This is a genomic window from Cupriavidus basilensis (genome assembly GCF_008801925.2).
Lineage (GTDB): Bacteria > Pseudomonadota > Gammaproteobacteria > Burkholderiales > Burkholderiaceae > Cupriavidus > Cupriavidus basilensis.
In genome coordinates this window covers 110203-124004 of record NZ_CP062806.1, presented here as the reverse complement: position 1 = coordinate 124004, position 13802 = coordinate 110203, and the positions used below count along the sequence as shown (strand labels likewise).

Sequence of the window (13802 nt, the reverse complement as noted above, 5' to 3'; positions counted from 1 at the left end):
CCCCCAATTTGGTGACTGTCTAGAAGCTGTAGGAAACGCGCATGGAAATCTGATAGCCCTCGGTACGGTTACGCGCGCCGAACTCTTTGTACGCATGTATAAAAACGGGCGGCAAGCCCGGTGCATAGAAGCTTAGTGCGGGGCCTAGCGCCATCACTTTTGCGCGATTTCCGTCCGTCAGGCTTGGCGAACTATCGTTACTCAGTTGAGTGTAGTAATAGCCACCAACGCCGGCAGTCCATGGGCCAAAATGCTGGCCAACGGCAAATTCGTGGCGATATTCGACACCGTTTCTATAGCCGGTATCCTTATTTCTGGTGCTGAAGTCCATTTGAAAACTCGAAGAAACCTCTAGGCCTCCATCGCTAATGTAGCTGAAATTAAAGATCGGAGAGAATGCCCAATGATTCAGGCCAATGTTTAACACTCTGTTTTTGTCATAGTCACCAGTTGGCGCTTGAATTTGCATTTGTGCGTTGACGGCGAGATTCTTGCTCGGATTCCATTTGAGTAGCACCGGTATAACCTGCATATCGGCCACGCGAAAAATATCCGTTCTCTCGGAAAATACCGTTTTGTCTCCGTAAAAAACGTTTAAATGTCCACTCATCCTCATCAATGGCACGATGGCGGCAAATCCATACTTCGCACCGAGGATCTCAGTTTCCGTCATCCTCAAATAGAAAAAACCAAAAGACGTCGCGTCGGCTGATATATCGCTATTTTTGGTGTTCCCCTGGGCGTCTTTTAATGTAGTCGTGGTATAGTGAGAAACTCGCAGTCCTACTGTACCCACAGGCGTAGCTTCTGGTAGGAAGCCCGCCCCAAAGTCATATACCCCAAATGCAGTTGTTGGCAACCCATTTTCTGTCGCTATCGCACTCACCGGTGTGAAGAGCGCCGCTACGTAGAAAACGCAAAGTACAAAAATTAATCTCATCGCAAATCCCCAATATTGTGTTGAACGAAGCAACACAAATGGTGGCGGATTTCTTGCAATGAACGTTATCCATTTTTAGCAATGTTCTTGTCGAGACAGCCGCGTACTCGTCGCAATGTTTCCGATGGTTTTTCACCAAAAAGATTTGCGTAGTCAATGGCAAATCGACTTAGGTGCATAAATCCCCAGTTAAGGGCAACATCTTGCACCGAACACGAAGGGGTGCTTTGAATAAGTGCGCGATGCACAGCATTAAGTCGAATAGTACGGAGATAGGCTACCGGGTTAATACCTACAATTTCCTGAAATGAATATTGCAGCTTTCTCCGGCTCGTGCCGACAAAGTTACACAGCTCAAGAATTGAAAGTGGGGAATCGCGAGGCGCCTCCGCATAGGCTCGCGCCCGATCCACCATTTTTTTCCTGGTCGTAGGGGTGAGTGGAGGGCAGTCAACATCCGCATCTAGGAGGTCGAGAATGTTAAGAAGCACAGCATCGCGCACGCCACTGAGCAGACCTGCATGATTCAAAATGGGGCTTCCCAGCATTTTGCTGTCAAGCAGCCCTCGAGCAAGCTGTGCGAGGCCTTCGGGATCTCCGGGTTGGGATTTCCGATAGCACTTCGGCAAGCCCTCCACCTTGAACCTCCTATCCTGACGTTCAACCGCCTGGGATAGCTCCGCCTCATCGAGATCGACGTAGAGGACGTCTGAATGCTTTGGCGCCTGTATCTCCGGATGCTGGCTGCTTTCGGCAATGAGATGGCTTGCATCGTCAATGCGTCGCCCGGCGCACTGGAAAGCATCCGCGCCCTTTAAAGACAGACTGAATGTGATCCTGCCACGTGCACCGGGCCCCTTCTTACTGACAGATTGGTTAGCGCGGTCACGCATCATATGCATCCCATCAATCTGCAAGCTCATGACCTCCCCTACGAATTTCCCGCTTGAAAGTTGGTCGATTCGCGCGTCCCAAAGATGGAAGTGACTGGCATGCTCTTCTACGTCATCAGTGTGGTGATAGCCCCATGTATAAGAGGCCTTCTCCGCCGGAATGTCTACCATATTATGCATTTGAAGCACCTTTTATGATCCCATCGCAACCTGCGATCTAACAAGTCGCAACCAGCAATTTCCGTTCCTCTTTGTAGGGTAGCGAAGATAGTTTGCCGAAAACGGATAGTTCGAAAGCGATCTCGCGCCAGGAGCCGAGACCATATCGCCAGAACCACCTCCCACCACGTGCTTGGAAACATAACTGAGGCCGTAGTCGCTTGCAATTGGTGCGTCCCCTTGGATCTCAGAAGTCGCGGCGGCTGTTGCGACTCATTTAGGCCCAGGCGATAGCGGAGAGCCGCGATGCCATCATCAAACCGATCGGCTGCGAAATTCGACCCACGAGCTAACTGTAATCTGTCAGGAACAATGGCACCGCAGCCACGGTTCGACGGCCCCCGCGGGCACGTTCTAATCCCAGCCGGGATCGCCTTCCGCACTCAAAGTCCGGGAACGAAGTTCGTGGCATGACGCGTACCACTGTCGATACGATAGTCCGGTGCCGCTTTTATGGTGTAAAGCTCCTGCATCTGGCTTCTCGGTCGCCAGGGAGGTCCATCGATAGGCTGAAACGTTCGCCATGACCCGGGCGTCGCTGTTGACCGAAGCCAACCGCGCCTGCATTCGAACTGCTTTGAATTAGTTTGCAACGACGGCTCGCTGCCATGCGTCATCTCGACGGCTGATCGCCGTGCTATCTGATGCAAGCGGAAGCGGTCTAACTTCGCGGTCGATCACATCACGGCCCAGCGGGAATTTTGTGGCCCACTTGGCGAGCCGCGACCGATCCATTTGGGCTTCTGTGTCATTGGCTCTTTGGCAACATTGCCGAGGCCCTGAGCGCCCTCTGATCGCCGGTTGCGCTTTGTCTTGAACGGTGCACCGTGCGCCCGGAGCGGCACATTCTTTTTGGGCCCGATGCCGATGATTGGCCGTCGCATGGCAACGCCCGTTCTGCGGGCATGGCCATGCGGGTTATGACAGTCGACTGCCAGCGTCGCTACCGAAGGTGCTCCAAGATCTTCAAGGGATGCCGGCAGGCCTCGAGCATGCATGTTAGAGACCTCAAGATCGTGCGTCACTCGGAGGTCGCACAGACCGGCTGGCGCCGAATGGCCGGCTGAACACATGTCGTGCGCATCTCCGGGCAAGGGGTCCCAAACATGGTGCAGGACCAATCGTCTTGTCGGAACGGAAGCGGGTCTTGATCGTCATTGGCCCAATCCACCACAACGATGGGGCGGCGCCGGACCCGTACCTCGGAGAAGGCAGCATTCAAATGCAGATCGCCAAAGCCGTACCCAAGAAACAGCAGGCTATCGGCTTCATGCACCAATCGGTTGTGTGTCAAAGCCCTAAAGTCGTAGGCGAGGATCGTTCCAGGTTTTAGTGAAGGATTCAAGTTTTGAAACAGGGGAACCCATGAGCAAGCCACCCAAATTTTCCGCCGGGAAGCGGCGCCTTGGTTCCCTAGGCAATGAACTCCTTAGAGACTAACGGCTCAGCGCGCCTGAAGATGTTCCAGCAGACGAGAGAGCGGCCGAGTTTGAAGAACGCTTCGTGAATGTCGGCTCGACGTTCGAAGCGAATGCGAAGACGACGAAAGTTGTGAAGCCACGCATGAGTACGTTCGACAACCCACCGGAATTTGCCCAAGCCACTGCCGTGTTCTGTCCGGCGCTTGGCGAGCACCGGTTTGAGGCCGCGCTCGTGAAGCCGCTGACGATGCGGCTCGGAGTCGTAGCCACGGTCTGCGTAGATGACTTTGGGCTTTTGAAGCGGGCGACCGCGCACGCCGCGAATTGGCGGGATCGCGTCGACGAGCGGCAGCAATTGGGTGACGTCGTTGCGGTTCGCCCCGGTTAGGATTGCACTGATGGGGACGCCATTTGCATCGACGAGGATGTGATGCTTGGAACCTGGTCGCGAGCGATCCGTGGGGTTCGGACCAGTTTTTCGCCTGCCCCTACGGCTCGCACCGACGACGAATCGACGGTTGCTTGGGAGAATTCGAACTCGCCGACCTCGCTTAATTTCACCAGCAGTAGCTCGTGCAATCGCGTCCAAACGCCAGCCAGCCTTTCGCCAATCGCGCAAGCGCCTCCAGCAGTTCGGCCCCGATCCGAATCCCAACTTGGTCGACAGTCTGAGCCGGCGGACGCCTGTCGAGATCGGGCATGCATCCCTGCCTCTGGCTGTTAGTGTGATCGAGGGTGTTCCACAGAGCTAGCCTTGATCGCGACAGGTGCGGACGCGCCCACCTCAGGTTTCTGTGCGTCCTGGAGGGAGGTGGTCGGGTGGCTCTTTGCGGCAGACAGCCGAGCACGGTAAATGACATCCCAATCGGGACCGGCCAGCGCAGTTTGCGCAGACAGTAGAGTCAAGGAAAACATGAAGAGGGGAAGGGTTAATTTCATAACTGTATCAAAATAGAGTGCGCGTCGAATGAATCGATGCGCATTCTATGACCGGCGTCCGTCCTGCTCCTATCCAATTCGCGCAAACTGCGAGCAACGAGACCTAGAGGACCTAACCTTGCCGCATATGGAGAGGCGTTCCGTCGCGCCCTCACGTAGTTGATGTGCGCGAAAAACTGACCCACTGCCGTACGTAGTTTTCATCGAAATTTGACCCACGTGTTCCAATGCCTGCTCGATGCCGAGCAGTTGCACCACTGCCAAACAGGCTGCCCGCCTCGACGCGCGAACCTGGGCGAGCGCGCCCTAGATCTGCCGGACCTGAAGCTCGGCTGCCAGCCCCTTGCCGTACAGCAGGTTAATCGTGGAGAGCAATACGAACCGCATGAACGATGTCGTCGAGCGACTTCGCAAGGGGGGCACGAACATCGAGGACGCTTGGCTGCGCCGCATGGGGCCGGGGCATTCCGGGCACATCAACTTCCGGGGGATTCTCAGCTTCGGTGTCGAGCGCTACATTGACGCGCTGATCCAAGGCCGTGGCGCAACAATCCGACAGGAGGCTTCGCAGGCTGGCCAGTCATACTTTGGCGAGACAGCGCCTGCTAACCGCGTACCAATCCGCAAAGAAAGGACGGTGCAGCGCGAAACGAAAACTACTAAGTCATTGTTCTATAAGGTCTTTTTAAGCCTGACCGTATCAATCTGCTGCAAAAGGACGATTACCCCTTAAACGGGCCGTCCGTCAGGCTCGCGCGGTACGCTGCTGGCCCGTCGTCATTGGGTCGCGCCCAAGCCGCCTTTGTGGCGTCGCTTGCGGGCAAGTTGATGGACGCCTTAACGGACGGGATCTTGCTCTCGAACCATCGCGAGTAGATCTGAGCAATCACACCGGAAGCCATCATCTGGCCTAGCGTCTGGTTCCCGAAAGCTTCGAGTTCGCCGTCTTGGCGCATGGCAATCGCTATCGGCGTGCGGAATATGGCTTCACCGGTGTACGCGTAGCCGTCCGGCTGTGAAGATCGCGCAATCAGATTGGCCAGTGAATAGTCGTCGGCCAAGATGCCCACGGCTTGGCCCTCGGCAAGCTTCTGGAACGCGTCCGGCAGAGTTTCGGAGGAGGACGACTGGAGGTTCACCGAATAGACCTTGTTAAAACGTTCGATAAGTCTTGCGTCGTCCTTGCTTGCGACCGCAACGGTTTTCCCATTCAGGTCTACAGCGAATCTCACCCCTAAGTCTCTGGGCGTGACGAAACGGGTCTCAGAAACGTAAGTAACATACAAAAATGTAAGCGCCTTGCGGGCCGCTGCCGACTGGACCATTGCACCGCAATAGAGATCCGTCTCGCCATCTACCAGGCCCGGGCTGCGAGTCTGGAGAACCGTTTTGACCGCTAGCTTCTTGAGTTCCAGCTTGCTCTGCATTGCCTGCGCAAGCCGCTTGCAAAGGGCAACCATGTAACCAGCGGCATTCCCTTTGTCGTCAACATAGGACGGTGGCGGGCTAGACTTCGCAAAGCCAATCGTGACGGCCTTCGTGCGAGCGACCTTCTCCATCGTAGATTCGTCGGCATGAGCCTGCGCCGGAAGGGTGACGAACATCACTGTTGCGACCTTGATTATGCTTTTCAAAGCACGTATTCCTGAGATGATTTTAGGTCCCGGCTCAGCTATTGCTGCCGAGCATGGGTCTCGTTCACAAATCCCAAACATCCCACAAATGGGTAGTAGACGGTGAAAGGCCTGCAGTATTTCCCAGTGGTTAATGGAGACGACACATGGCCGATGGCCATCTTGTGACTTATCGGCACATTGCCCCCTCCTTGCAGTGATGAAGTTGGCACGGCGTGGCAGGTCGGCAGCCGCAAGAGGTAGCCGCAAGAGGTAGCCGCTGATGTGCGGCATTGGCGCACAGGCGGCCACCCGCCGGAGCGTCGGCACAGGCGGTCAGCACGGCCGCGCCGGGGGCATAGGCCGAGGCGGGACTCGTCACCTGGCCGCTATGACCGTCGGCGGCCGGCGTCGCCACGAAGCTCGCTTCGTCGCTCGTCCACGAACAGTTGGTCAGATCCCCTGCCCCTTCGACACCAACTGAGCGTCGCACGACCACGGTCGCCGGCGTCAGTACGAGGGTGTACGATCTAGCGGGCGCGGCCTGCACCAACAGGTGCGTGACGCTTGTGATCCGGCTGCCGTCGGCCAGCGCCTTGTCGGAGGCGGACACTACGGTGACGATGGTCGGGTCGGACGACGCCCAGGCAAAGCTGGCGCCCTTGATCTCGCCGCCGTCGGCCGCGAGCAGCGTCGCCTTGAGCGTCAGCGTGCCGCCGGTCACCTGCGCGGCGCTGCCGGTGTCGATCACCAGGCGCGGCGCCACCGGCGTGGCGGTCAGTATTTGGGAATTGTCGTCGGAACCGCAAGCGGCAAGCAGCGCGGCGGCCAGCAAGGCGAGGCCAGCAGCGTCGCGCCAGCGAGAGCGTGTGGGAACATGGACCCAAAAACGCATTGATATAGAGAGGGGCCGACTTGCCCTATTGAGCCGGAGGCGATGGGCGCCTCGTCGGCGGCGTCTTGCGCGCGACCGTAGCAGCGGCGAGCCATCGGCCACATCCCCCGTTTGGAGGTGACGAGTCTACTACACGGCTCATGCGACACAATATAACAAACGGATCACTTTTCCCGTTTCTTGATAGTCTCTCTTATCAAGAATAGAGATCGTAAGGTCTAGTTTGCGTATCTGATAGCTATCTAGTACCCATTTCGTGAAGCACGAGGTTTTCAGAGGTTGGCAGTAGAGTCGGTTGCAATGAGTCGGTACCGCGCGTGCGGTGCCAAGCACATCTGTGTAGCAAGTTGCCGCACCATTCCCCATTCGTTCAAACGAGTTTGCCGCCCCTCGAACAGAGGGCCTAAGCGAAACGTTGTGATATCTGAATGGCCGGGCCGTCGAACGCTACCGGCGCTCGAACGCAATTCTGCGAGTGTCTTTTTCAGCATTTATCGTTATTTATTTGCAAACGATAATTTATCGTGCGAAAATAAATTACGATAATTGCATCATAGAGCACTTATGAGAGCCTCCGCCGCCTCTGCAAGGTACACATTCCGCCGCCCGGCGCTAGCGGCGAGCTTTTGCTCCGCCCTGTCCGGTGAGGGCCTGTTGGACGCGCGCTCGGGCCTATTTCTTGCTGCGCAACGGCGCGTGGGCAAGTCTACGTTCCTGCGGGAAGACCTCATCCCCGCCGCCGAACACCGTGGCTGGACGACCGTCTATGTCGACCTGTGGTCGAACAAAGCCCATGACCCCGCCGAGCTAATCGCCGACGCGATCAAGCATCGCATTGCCGACTATGACGGCTTGGTTACGAAGGCGGCAAAAGCGATCGGGCTGACAAAGGTTACCGTCTTGGGGACGCTCGGTTTGGACCTGTCTGTCACAGGCCTACCATCGGGGGTCACGCTGACACAGGCGCTCGAGGCGCTGCACGAGACAGCCAGGAAGCCGGTCCTTCTGATCGTGGATGAGGCGCAGCACGCTCTCACCACCGCGCCGGGGCTGGAGGCCATGTTTGGCCTGAAGGCCGCTCGTGATGCTATGAACCTGTCCGGGGCGGCTCCGAATCTGATGCTCGCGTTCACGGGCTCCAGCCGCGACAAACTCGCTCACCTTGTGATGAACGCGAGGATGCCGTTCTACGGCTCACGCGTGACGCCCTTCCCCCTGCTGGATCGTGAGTTCACTGACGAATACACAGCGAGCGTAAACCGTGCGCTCGCCGCCGATAATCAGTTGGACCCAGCCGCGGTCTACGAGGCCTTCGAAATGCTCGGGCATCGTCCCGAATTGCTCCGCAGCCTGATCGGTGAGATAGCGCTCGCGCAGAACTCCCAGAACCTTAGTGAGCAGCTTCGGAATGATGCACATCTAGTCCAGGATCGGGTTTGGCAGGACGTCGAAAGCGACTACGAATCCCTAACGCCTTTGCAGCAAGCCGTAGTGCGGGTGATGAGTGCCAAAACTGGGCAGTTTTCGCCGTTTGGCGAGAACGCAATGACGGCTTACAAAGCACTGGTGGCCAGCGATGTTTCGGTCAGCGCTGGCACGGTGCAGAACGCCATTGATGCACTGCGCGAGAGGGAGATCGTGTGGAAGGAATCCCGTGGCTCGTATGAAATTGAGGATCAGGCCTGGCGAGCCTGGCTGCACGCCAAAGGGCTTACTGAGAAATAGCCAACCGACGACGGGTCCTTTCGTTGAAATAATCTATTTGCAAGAGTCCATTTTGCGCCGGTTTTTCGCATGATCGGATGCGGAAATGCTCCGCCAACGGGTCCCGGCCCAGCCGCAATGCCGGCCACACATGTGCCGACCGTGATTCCGGATTGACTTCCTCTCCGGGCTAAACCCCGGAGATTCCTCCAGCGAGCGCCTGAAGTCCCAGGCGGGCAATGTTCCGGGCCGCGTTCGTGTCGCGGTCGTGGACCGACCCGCACGAACAGCACGTCCACTGCCTTATTCCAAGGCCGGCCCTACTGCTCGCGGATATGACTCCGCAGCACGAGCACGTTTGGGTTGAAAACGCTTCGTTGACCTCTGCGAACACCACACATTGCCTGATGGCCTTGTACTTGAGTTGTGTCCGGAACGCGGTCCATGCGGCGTCGTGTACGGACTTCGCCATACGCGTTTTTGCCAGCGCTTTCGCGTTCACGTTGCCTACGAAGATGCCCGCATGTCTTTTTGACCAGCGCCGATGTTTCCTTATGGATGGCGTCCTTGCGCTGGTTTGCGATCTTGGCGTGGATTGCCTTCACGCGGCGCTTCTTGTTCGCTCGTTGAGCGATGCCGAGCGCTTGCTCAGACTCGCGATAGAAGCGCTTAGGCTCGAACTTCTCACCGTCGCTGTACGTCGCCAAGGTCTTCAGACCAAGATCGATGCCGATCACGTCCGAGCCATCCGGCACGCGTTTTTCTTCGACCTCCACCTTGACAGCGATGTTGACGTACCAACGCCCGCGCGAGTCCTCGTTGAAGCTGCCCGCGCCAAGCTCATACTTCGACAGGCCATACGAGTCCCACAGACCGATCTGAAGACCATTGAAGTGCAGTTGCCCGTTCTTGTACTTGATGCCTTCGCCCTTGAACGGAACCCATCCGAGCGAATACTTCGGCGACTTGCGGTTGCTCACGCGCCAATTGAGTTTCTGGCGCCTGAACTGTTTAAGGATCGCCTGAAAAACTCAGTTTCGTGACCCGGGCGTCTTATCGACACCGTCGCGGTTTGGATCTCCGCGGCTCTCCGGCTGGTTGCGTCAGCGCAATCCCGTTCTCTACCCGGTTGGGAGGCCATTCGGCCCCTCAATCGGCGTCACACGCCGTACGCAAGCAGCGCTCTGCGAGCCATCCAGAGATTGCTTAGTGCAAACAGCGTCTTCAGTTGTGCCGTGTTCTTCGCGAGACCTCGGTAACGGACCTTGGCCATGCCGAACTGCTGCTTCAGCACCCGGAATGGATGTTCCACCTTCCCCCGGATCTTCGCTTTGATCGATTCGATCTCATTGAGCATCGCTTGAGCACGATCGCTGAGATCGAGTCTGCGGCGCTTGCCGGGCAGCATGCTCACGTGCCACCTCACCCCCGGTGCAGCCTCGGGCCGCTTGTGCACGCCAACGAAGCCGGCATCGCCAAAGACATCTGTTTCATTGCCATGCAGCAAGCTGTGTGCTTGGCTGATCTCACTCACATGGGCAGCCGTGCCGATCACGGTGTGCACCAGTCCGGAATCCGCATCCACGCCAATATGCGCCTTCATGCCGAAGTAATACTGCTTGCCCTTACGCGTGGAGTGCATCTCAGGATCACGCTCTCCACTGCTGTTCTTCGTCGAGGTCGGTGCACTGATCAATGTGGCATCGACCACCGTTCCCGCTTTCAACATCAGGCCTTTGCCTGCCAGCATCCCGTTCACGACCGTCAATATCTGGGCAGCCAAGTCGTGCCGCTCCAGCAAGTGACGAAATCTCAAGATCGTGCTTTCGTCTGGCAACCGCGCCATGGCGCCGTCCAGGCCAGCGAACTCGCGATAGAGCGGCACATCATGAAGCGCTTCTTCCATGGCCGGATCTGACAGGCCGAACCACTGCTGCAGGAAGTGAACGCGCAACATCGTCCCGACCGGAAATGGTGGGCGTCCGGTCTTCTTCTTGGGGCAATGGGGTTCGATCAGGGCAACCAGGTCTGCCCAGGGGACCACCTGACTCATCTCATCCAAGAACTCGCGCTTACGCGTGCGCTTTGTCGACAGGTTCAATCCCAATTCTCCTTGCTTCATGGCAGCTTCCTCCTGACTAGTGCAACGTAGGGGAAGCGCCACTCGCTGACACGTTTTGCAGAGAATCCTTAAGCCGCGTCGCGAATTCCTTGCACGTTTCTTGAACCGTTCGGGAATCGACGCGCACGCCTTCGCATTTGCTGAAGCCCGCCGTGAGTTTCTGAAGGTCGAACCCTGACAGCCAGACCTTCGGGCGATTGCAGTAACGCTTCAGGCTGCGATACTGGGTTTCATTGCAGAAATTCCAACCGTGTTCACGTCGCGCGCCATCGCAAGCATCGCCTTCGCGTGCTTGTCCTTGATGCGCAGCTTCAGTGTCTTTACGGTTTCCATTCCCGGATAGTACGCTTGGTCTTCCAAATTCGGCAAGAGAAGAAGATGGCGCGTCCACGCAAGACTGATACGGATTTACGGCACGGACGGCACTGCGTCTTTGCCCTGCACGTACACTTGGTCTTCGTGACCAAATATCGGCGCAACGTGTTCAAGAAGGAGCACCTTGACGCAAGGCAGGCCATCCTGGCCAGGGTATGCAAGGATTTCGAGGCCGAGTTGGTAGAGTTCAACGGCGAGCACGACCACGTCCATCTGCTGGTGAACTACCCGCCGAAGGTAGCCCTATCAGCGCTCGTCGCATCGCTCAAGGGCGTGTCGAGCAGACTGCGGCGGCAACAGTTCGGGGATTTCCATCCGTGGCTCAAGCGGCGGGGCGTGCTTTGGTCCCCGTCCTACTTCGCGGCGTCGTGCGGTGGGGCTCCGCTGGATATCCTGCGCCAGTACATTGAGCAGCAGCAGACCCCTCACTAACCCCCAAAATTCCCGGCTTACCCCGGACTGAACTCCGGGGCTTGCGCCCGTGCCTTGGTCAACAACCTGCGCGGCGCGCTGATGAGCTGCGCGGTCAAGTCGCCGGGTTTCGGCGACTCGCGTACCGAGCAGTTGGGCAGTCGGAGGCGGCATGGCCAGCGCCTGCCCCGCCGCCATCAGATCGCCGACGGATGCTGCGCCAGCGGCGTGACCTGGATGGTCATATAAGGAAACAGCGGCAGCGACGACAGCAGCGCGTGCAGTTCATCGTTACTCTCCACGTCGAAAATGCTGACGTTGGCGTAGTGGCCCACGACGCGCCACAGGTGAGGCCACTTCCCGGATTTCTGGATCTCGATGGCCCGCGCCTTCTCCGCGGTCTTGATGGCGTCGGCCCGCTCGGCCGGCAGGGAGTCGGGGATTTTCACGTCCATCTGTACGTGGTAAAGCATGGTGTCTCCTTGAAGGGTGGTTATAGGGTGGGTCCGACCGTGCGGTGCGCCGGCCGGGGCCCGCCCGGTAGTGGACAGCTGGGGCCGGTCCAGCTCAGCCCGCGCCGTCGCCGACCGTCTCGGTGCGGAAGGGCTTGAGCCGGCCGATGAAGGTCTTGCCGTGCTCGAACCAAATCTTGCGGGTGTCGGAAGCCATATAGGTGGCGTAGGCCGCTTCGTTCTCGAACCAGCATTCGCCGATGGCATCGACGTGGCCGATGTTAAAGAATGGCACGTGGGTGTCGGTGGGCTGCTCGGCAACGAGTCGGACCTCGTATTTATAAAGGCCCGGCACGTCGTGCGACATGTCGTAGTGCCGCCGGCATTCGGCGCGAAAGGTGGCATCGGACATGCCTTCTGGCTTCACCAGCAGGTACAGCATGCGGATCATCGTGTCTCCTCTTGGTATGAATCAGCTCTGTGTGGTGCGCGCCTGCCGGCGCAGCGCATCAAGTATGCGCCCGCGTGGGCTCGGCGAGCGCTGTCGCGGCGCGGGTCTCGGTATTGGCACCTTCCGCTGCGCCGATGTGCTCGATGGCGATGCCTCGTGTCTCGGGCAACAGCAGGATGCCGAACACGGCGATGGCATAGGCCACCAGGCAGAAGGCGCCCATGGCGTTTGCTAGGCCGATGTGGGTGGATAGCACGCCGACACCGACGACGGAGCCCGCGCCCACAGACTTGCCCACGTTGTAGGCGAAACCCATGCAGGTGGTGCGCACCTGGGTGGGGAACATCTCGCTCAGGAAAGGCCCCAGCGCGGCGAACATACCGATCGCGGAGAAGCCGACCAGGAAGCCGAGCACAGCAGCCAGCACCGGATTTAGCGGCAGCAGCATATAGCTGGCGGTGACGATCCACGCGCACACGGCCAGGCCTATCAGCGTGGGGCGCCGGCCGATGCGGTCGGCCAGGTCTGCCGCCACGGCGAAACCGCAGAACGAGCCGAAGGACATGATGAAGACTGTGACGATCATCGAGGACGCGGCCACCTGGCGCTGGGCGAGTAGCGAGGGCAGCCAGATCAGGATGGCATAGCAGCCGGCCTGCAGGCCGATCACCAGTACGCTGGAGAGGATCAACGAGCGCGCGTACTTGCGGCTGAACACCGAGGCCAGCGAGGCGCGCGGCGTGCGGCTCTGCCTGGCGCGCTCGAACATGGCCGAGTCCTTGATGTGGCGGCGGATGAAGAGCACGATCGAGGCCGGGATCACGCCGCTCCAGAAGGCCACGCGCCAGGCCAGGTCATGCGGCAGCCAGGCCAGCAGCGCCGTGGCCACCACCACCGCCAGCGCCCAGCCCAGGGCGAAGCCGGATTGCACGAAGCCCATGGCCTTGCCGCGGTGCTTGGGGTCGATTACCTCGGCCATCAGCGCGGCGCCGACGGCCCATTCGCCGCCGAAGCCCAGCCCTTGCAGCGTGCGCGCGACCAGCAGTTGGTTGTACGACTGCGCGAAGCCGGCAAGCACGCCGAAGAACGTGAACCAGATGATGGCGAACACCAGGATGCGCGCGCGGCCGTAGCGGTCGCTGAGGATGCCGGCGCCCCAGCCACCGATGGCGGTGACAATCAGCGCCACGGTGCCGAGGACACCGACTTCGGCCTTGCTCAGGCCCCACGCCGCGGTTAGCGCGGGCAGCAGGAAGCTGAACATCTGCATGTCGAAGGAATCCAGCGCCCAGCCGGAATAGCAGGCCCAGAACGTCTTCTTCTGCTGGGCATTCCCAGCCTTGTACCAACCTGTCATTATTGTCTCC

The 13802-nt window shown here is 58.6% G+C and carries 14 protein-coding genes and 1 pseudogene; 3 read left to right on the top strand and 12 right to left on the bottom strand.

The window, feature by feature from the left end:
- Positions 1 to 19: 19 nt before the first annotated feature.
- The 3 genes from F7R26_RS38170 to F7R26_RS38160 all read right to left on the bottom strand — a co-directional run bounded on the left by F7R26_RS38170 (position 20) and on the right by F7R26_RS38160 (position 4092).
- Complete coding sequence (locus F7R26_RS38170; RefSeq protein ID WP_150984709.1) at positions 20 to 940, bottom strand: SphA family protein; 921 nt, start codon at positions 938 to 940, stop codon at positions 20 to 22.
- A gap of 65 nt (positions 941 to 1005) precedes the next feature.
- Positions 1006 to 2013 (bottom strand): helix-turn-helix domain-containing protein, encoded by a 1008-nt coding sequence (locus F7R26_RS38165; RefSeq protein ID WP_150984708.1) that lies wholly within the window; start codon positions 2011 to 2013, stop codon positions 1006 to 1008.
- Positions 2014 to 3465: 1452 nt separating this feature from the next.
- A complete protein-coding gene (locus F7R26_RS38160) occupies positions 3466 to 4092 on the bottom strand; it encodes an IS5 family transposase (RefSeq protein WP_416351390.1) in 627 nt (208 codons plus the stop codon).
- Between the two features lie 693 nt (positions 4093 to 4785).
- Here F7R26_RS38160 and F7R26_RS38155 point away from each other — a divergent pair.
- Positions 4786 to 4971: pseudogene (locus F7R26_RS38155) on the top strand (Tn3 family transposase); the annotation flags it as partial.
- A 163-nt stretch (positions 4972 to 5134) separates the two neighbouring features.
- On the opposite strand, the gene F7R26_RS38150 reads toward F7R26_RS38155, so the two are convergent.
- Positions 5135 to 6046, bottom strand: a complete 912-nt coding sequence (locus tag F7R26_RS38150; protein WP_170301780.1) for a transporter substrate-binding domain-containing protein — start codon at positions 6044 to 6046, stop codon at positions 5135 to 5137.
- 169 nt (positions 6047 to 6215) lie between these two features.
- Entirely contained in the window at positions 6216 to 6920 is a 705-nt protein-coding gene (locus tag F7R26_RS38145; RefSeq protein ID WP_150984706.1) for a hypothetical protein, read from the bottom strand.
- Positions 6921 to 7484: 564 nt separating this feature from the next.
- On the opposite strand from F7R26_RS38145, the gene F7R26_RS38140 reads away from it, so the two are divergent.
- Positions 7485 to 8645, top strand: a complete 1161-nt coding sequence (locus F7R26_RS38140; RefSeq protein WP_170301779.1) for a hypothetical protein — start codon at positions 7485 to 7487, stop codon at positions 8643 to 8645.
- A gap of 169 nt (positions 8646 to 8814) precedes the next feature.
- Here F7R26_RS38140 and F7R26_RS41330 read toward each other — a convergent pair whose 3' ends face one another.
- From F7R26_RS41330 to F7R26_RS41560, 4 genes are all read right to left on the bottom strand, one after another.
- Positions 8815 to 9018 (bottom strand): transposase, encoded by a 204-nt coding sequence (locus tag F7R26_RS41330; protein ID WP_241754849.1) that lies wholly within the window; start codon positions 9016 to 9018, stop codon positions 8815 to 8817.
- Positions 8945 to 9604 (bottom strand): transposase, encoded by a 660-nt coding sequence (locus F7R26_RS41325; protein ID WP_150984704.1) that lies wholly within the window; start codon positions 9602 to 9604, stop codon positions 8945 to 8947. Before F7R26_RS41325 ends, F7R26_RS41330 begins: the two co-directional genes overlap by 74 nt.
- Positions 9605 to 9783: 179 nt before the next feature.
- Positions 9784 to 10746 carry an IS5 family transposase gene (locus F7R26_RS38130; RefSeq protein ID WP_150993652.1) on the bottom strand — a complete coding sequence of 321 codons (963 nt, stop codon included), beginning with the start codon at positions 10744 to 10746 and terminating at the stop codon, positions 9784 to 9786.
- Positions 10747 to 10956: 210 nt separating this feature from the next.
- A complete protein-coding gene (locus F7R26_RS41560; RefSeq protein WP_277820382.1) occupies positions 10957 to 11079 on the bottom strand; it encodes a hypothetical protein in 123 nt (40 codons plus the stop codon).
- 45 nt (positions 11080 to 11124) lie between these two features.
- Between F7R26_RS41560 and tnpA the strand changes: the two genes are divergently transcribed.
- A complete protein-coding gene (tnpA, locus tag F7R26_RS38125) occupies positions 11125 to 11553 on the top strand; it encodes an IS200/IS605 family transposase (protein WP_150993524.1) in 429 nt (142 codons plus the stop codon).
- A 176-nt stretch (positions 11554 to 11729) separates the two neighbouring features.
- On the opposite strand, the gene catC is transcribed toward tnpA, so the two are convergent.
- The 3 genes from catC to F7R26_RS38110 all read right to left on the bottom strand — a co-directional run bounded on the left by catC (position 11730) and on the right by F7R26_RS38110 (position 13792).
- Positions 11730 to 12005: a muconolactone Delta-isomerase gene (gene catC / locus F7R26_RS38120; RefSeq protein ID WP_150993526.1), complete on the bottom strand. Its 276-nt coding sequence runs from the start codon at positions 12003 to 12005 to the stop codon at positions 11730 to 11732.
- 94 nt (positions 12006 to 12099) lie between these two features.
- Positions 12100 to 12435, bottom strand: a complete 336-nt coding sequence (gene mmlI, locus F7R26_RS38115; RefSeq protein ID WP_150993528.1) for a 4-carboxymethyl-4-methylbutenolide mutase MmlI — start codon at positions 12433 to 12435, stop codon at positions 12100 to 12102.
- A 58-nt stretch (positions 12436 to 12493) separates the two neighbouring features.
- On the bottom strand, positions 12494 to 13792 hold the full coding sequence (locus tag F7R26_RS38110) for an MFS transporter (protein ID WP_150993530.1): 1299 nt from the start codon (positions 13790 to 13792) through the stop codon (positions 12494 to 12496).
- Positions 13793 to 13802: the final 10 nt, after the last annotated feature.

Excerpts from the sequence above, each read along its gene's own strand:
- F7R26_RS38145 (WP_150984706.1), bottom strand. The coding sequence starts at position 6,920 with ATGCGTTTTTGGGTCCATGTTCCCACACGCTCTCGCTGGCGCGACGCT.
- catC (WP_150993526.1), bottom strand. The coding sequence starts at position 12,005 with ATGCTTTACCACGTACAGATGGACGTGAAAATCCCCGACTCCCTGCCG.
- F7R26_RS38165 (WP_150984708.1), bottom strand. The coding sequence starts at position 2,013 with ATGCATAATATGGTAGACATTCCGGCGGAGAAGGCCTCTTATACATGG.
- mmlI (WP_150993528.1), bottom strand. The coding sequence starts at position 12,435 with ATGATCCGCATGCTGTACCTGCTGGTGAAGCCAGAAGGCATGTCCGAT.
- F7R26_RS38170 (WP_150984709.1), bottom strand. The coding sequence starts at position 940 with ATGAGATTAATTTTTGTACTTTGCGTTTTCTACGTAGCGGCGCTCTTC.
- F7R26_RS38130 (WP_150993652.1), bottom strand. The coding sequence starts at position 10,746 with ATGAAGCAAGGAGAATTGGGATTGAACCTGTCGACAAAGCGCACGCGT.
- tnpA (WP_150993524.1), top strand. The coding sequence starts at position 11,125 with ATGGCGCGTCCACGCAAGACTGATACGGATTTACGGCACGGACGGCAC.
- F7R26_RS38140 (WP_170301779.1), top strand. The coding sequence starts at position 7,485 with ATGAGAGCCTCCGCCGCCTCTGCAAGGTACACATTCCGCCGCCCGGCG.
- F7R26_RS38110 (WP_150993530.1), bottom strand. The coding sequence starts at position 13,792 with ATGACAGGTTGGTACAAGGCTGGGAATGCCCAGCAGAAGAAGACGTTC.
- F7R26_RS41560 (WP_277820382.1), bottom strand. The coding sequence starts at position 11,079 with ATGGAAACCGTAAAGACACTGAAGCTGCGCATCAAGGACAAGCACGCG.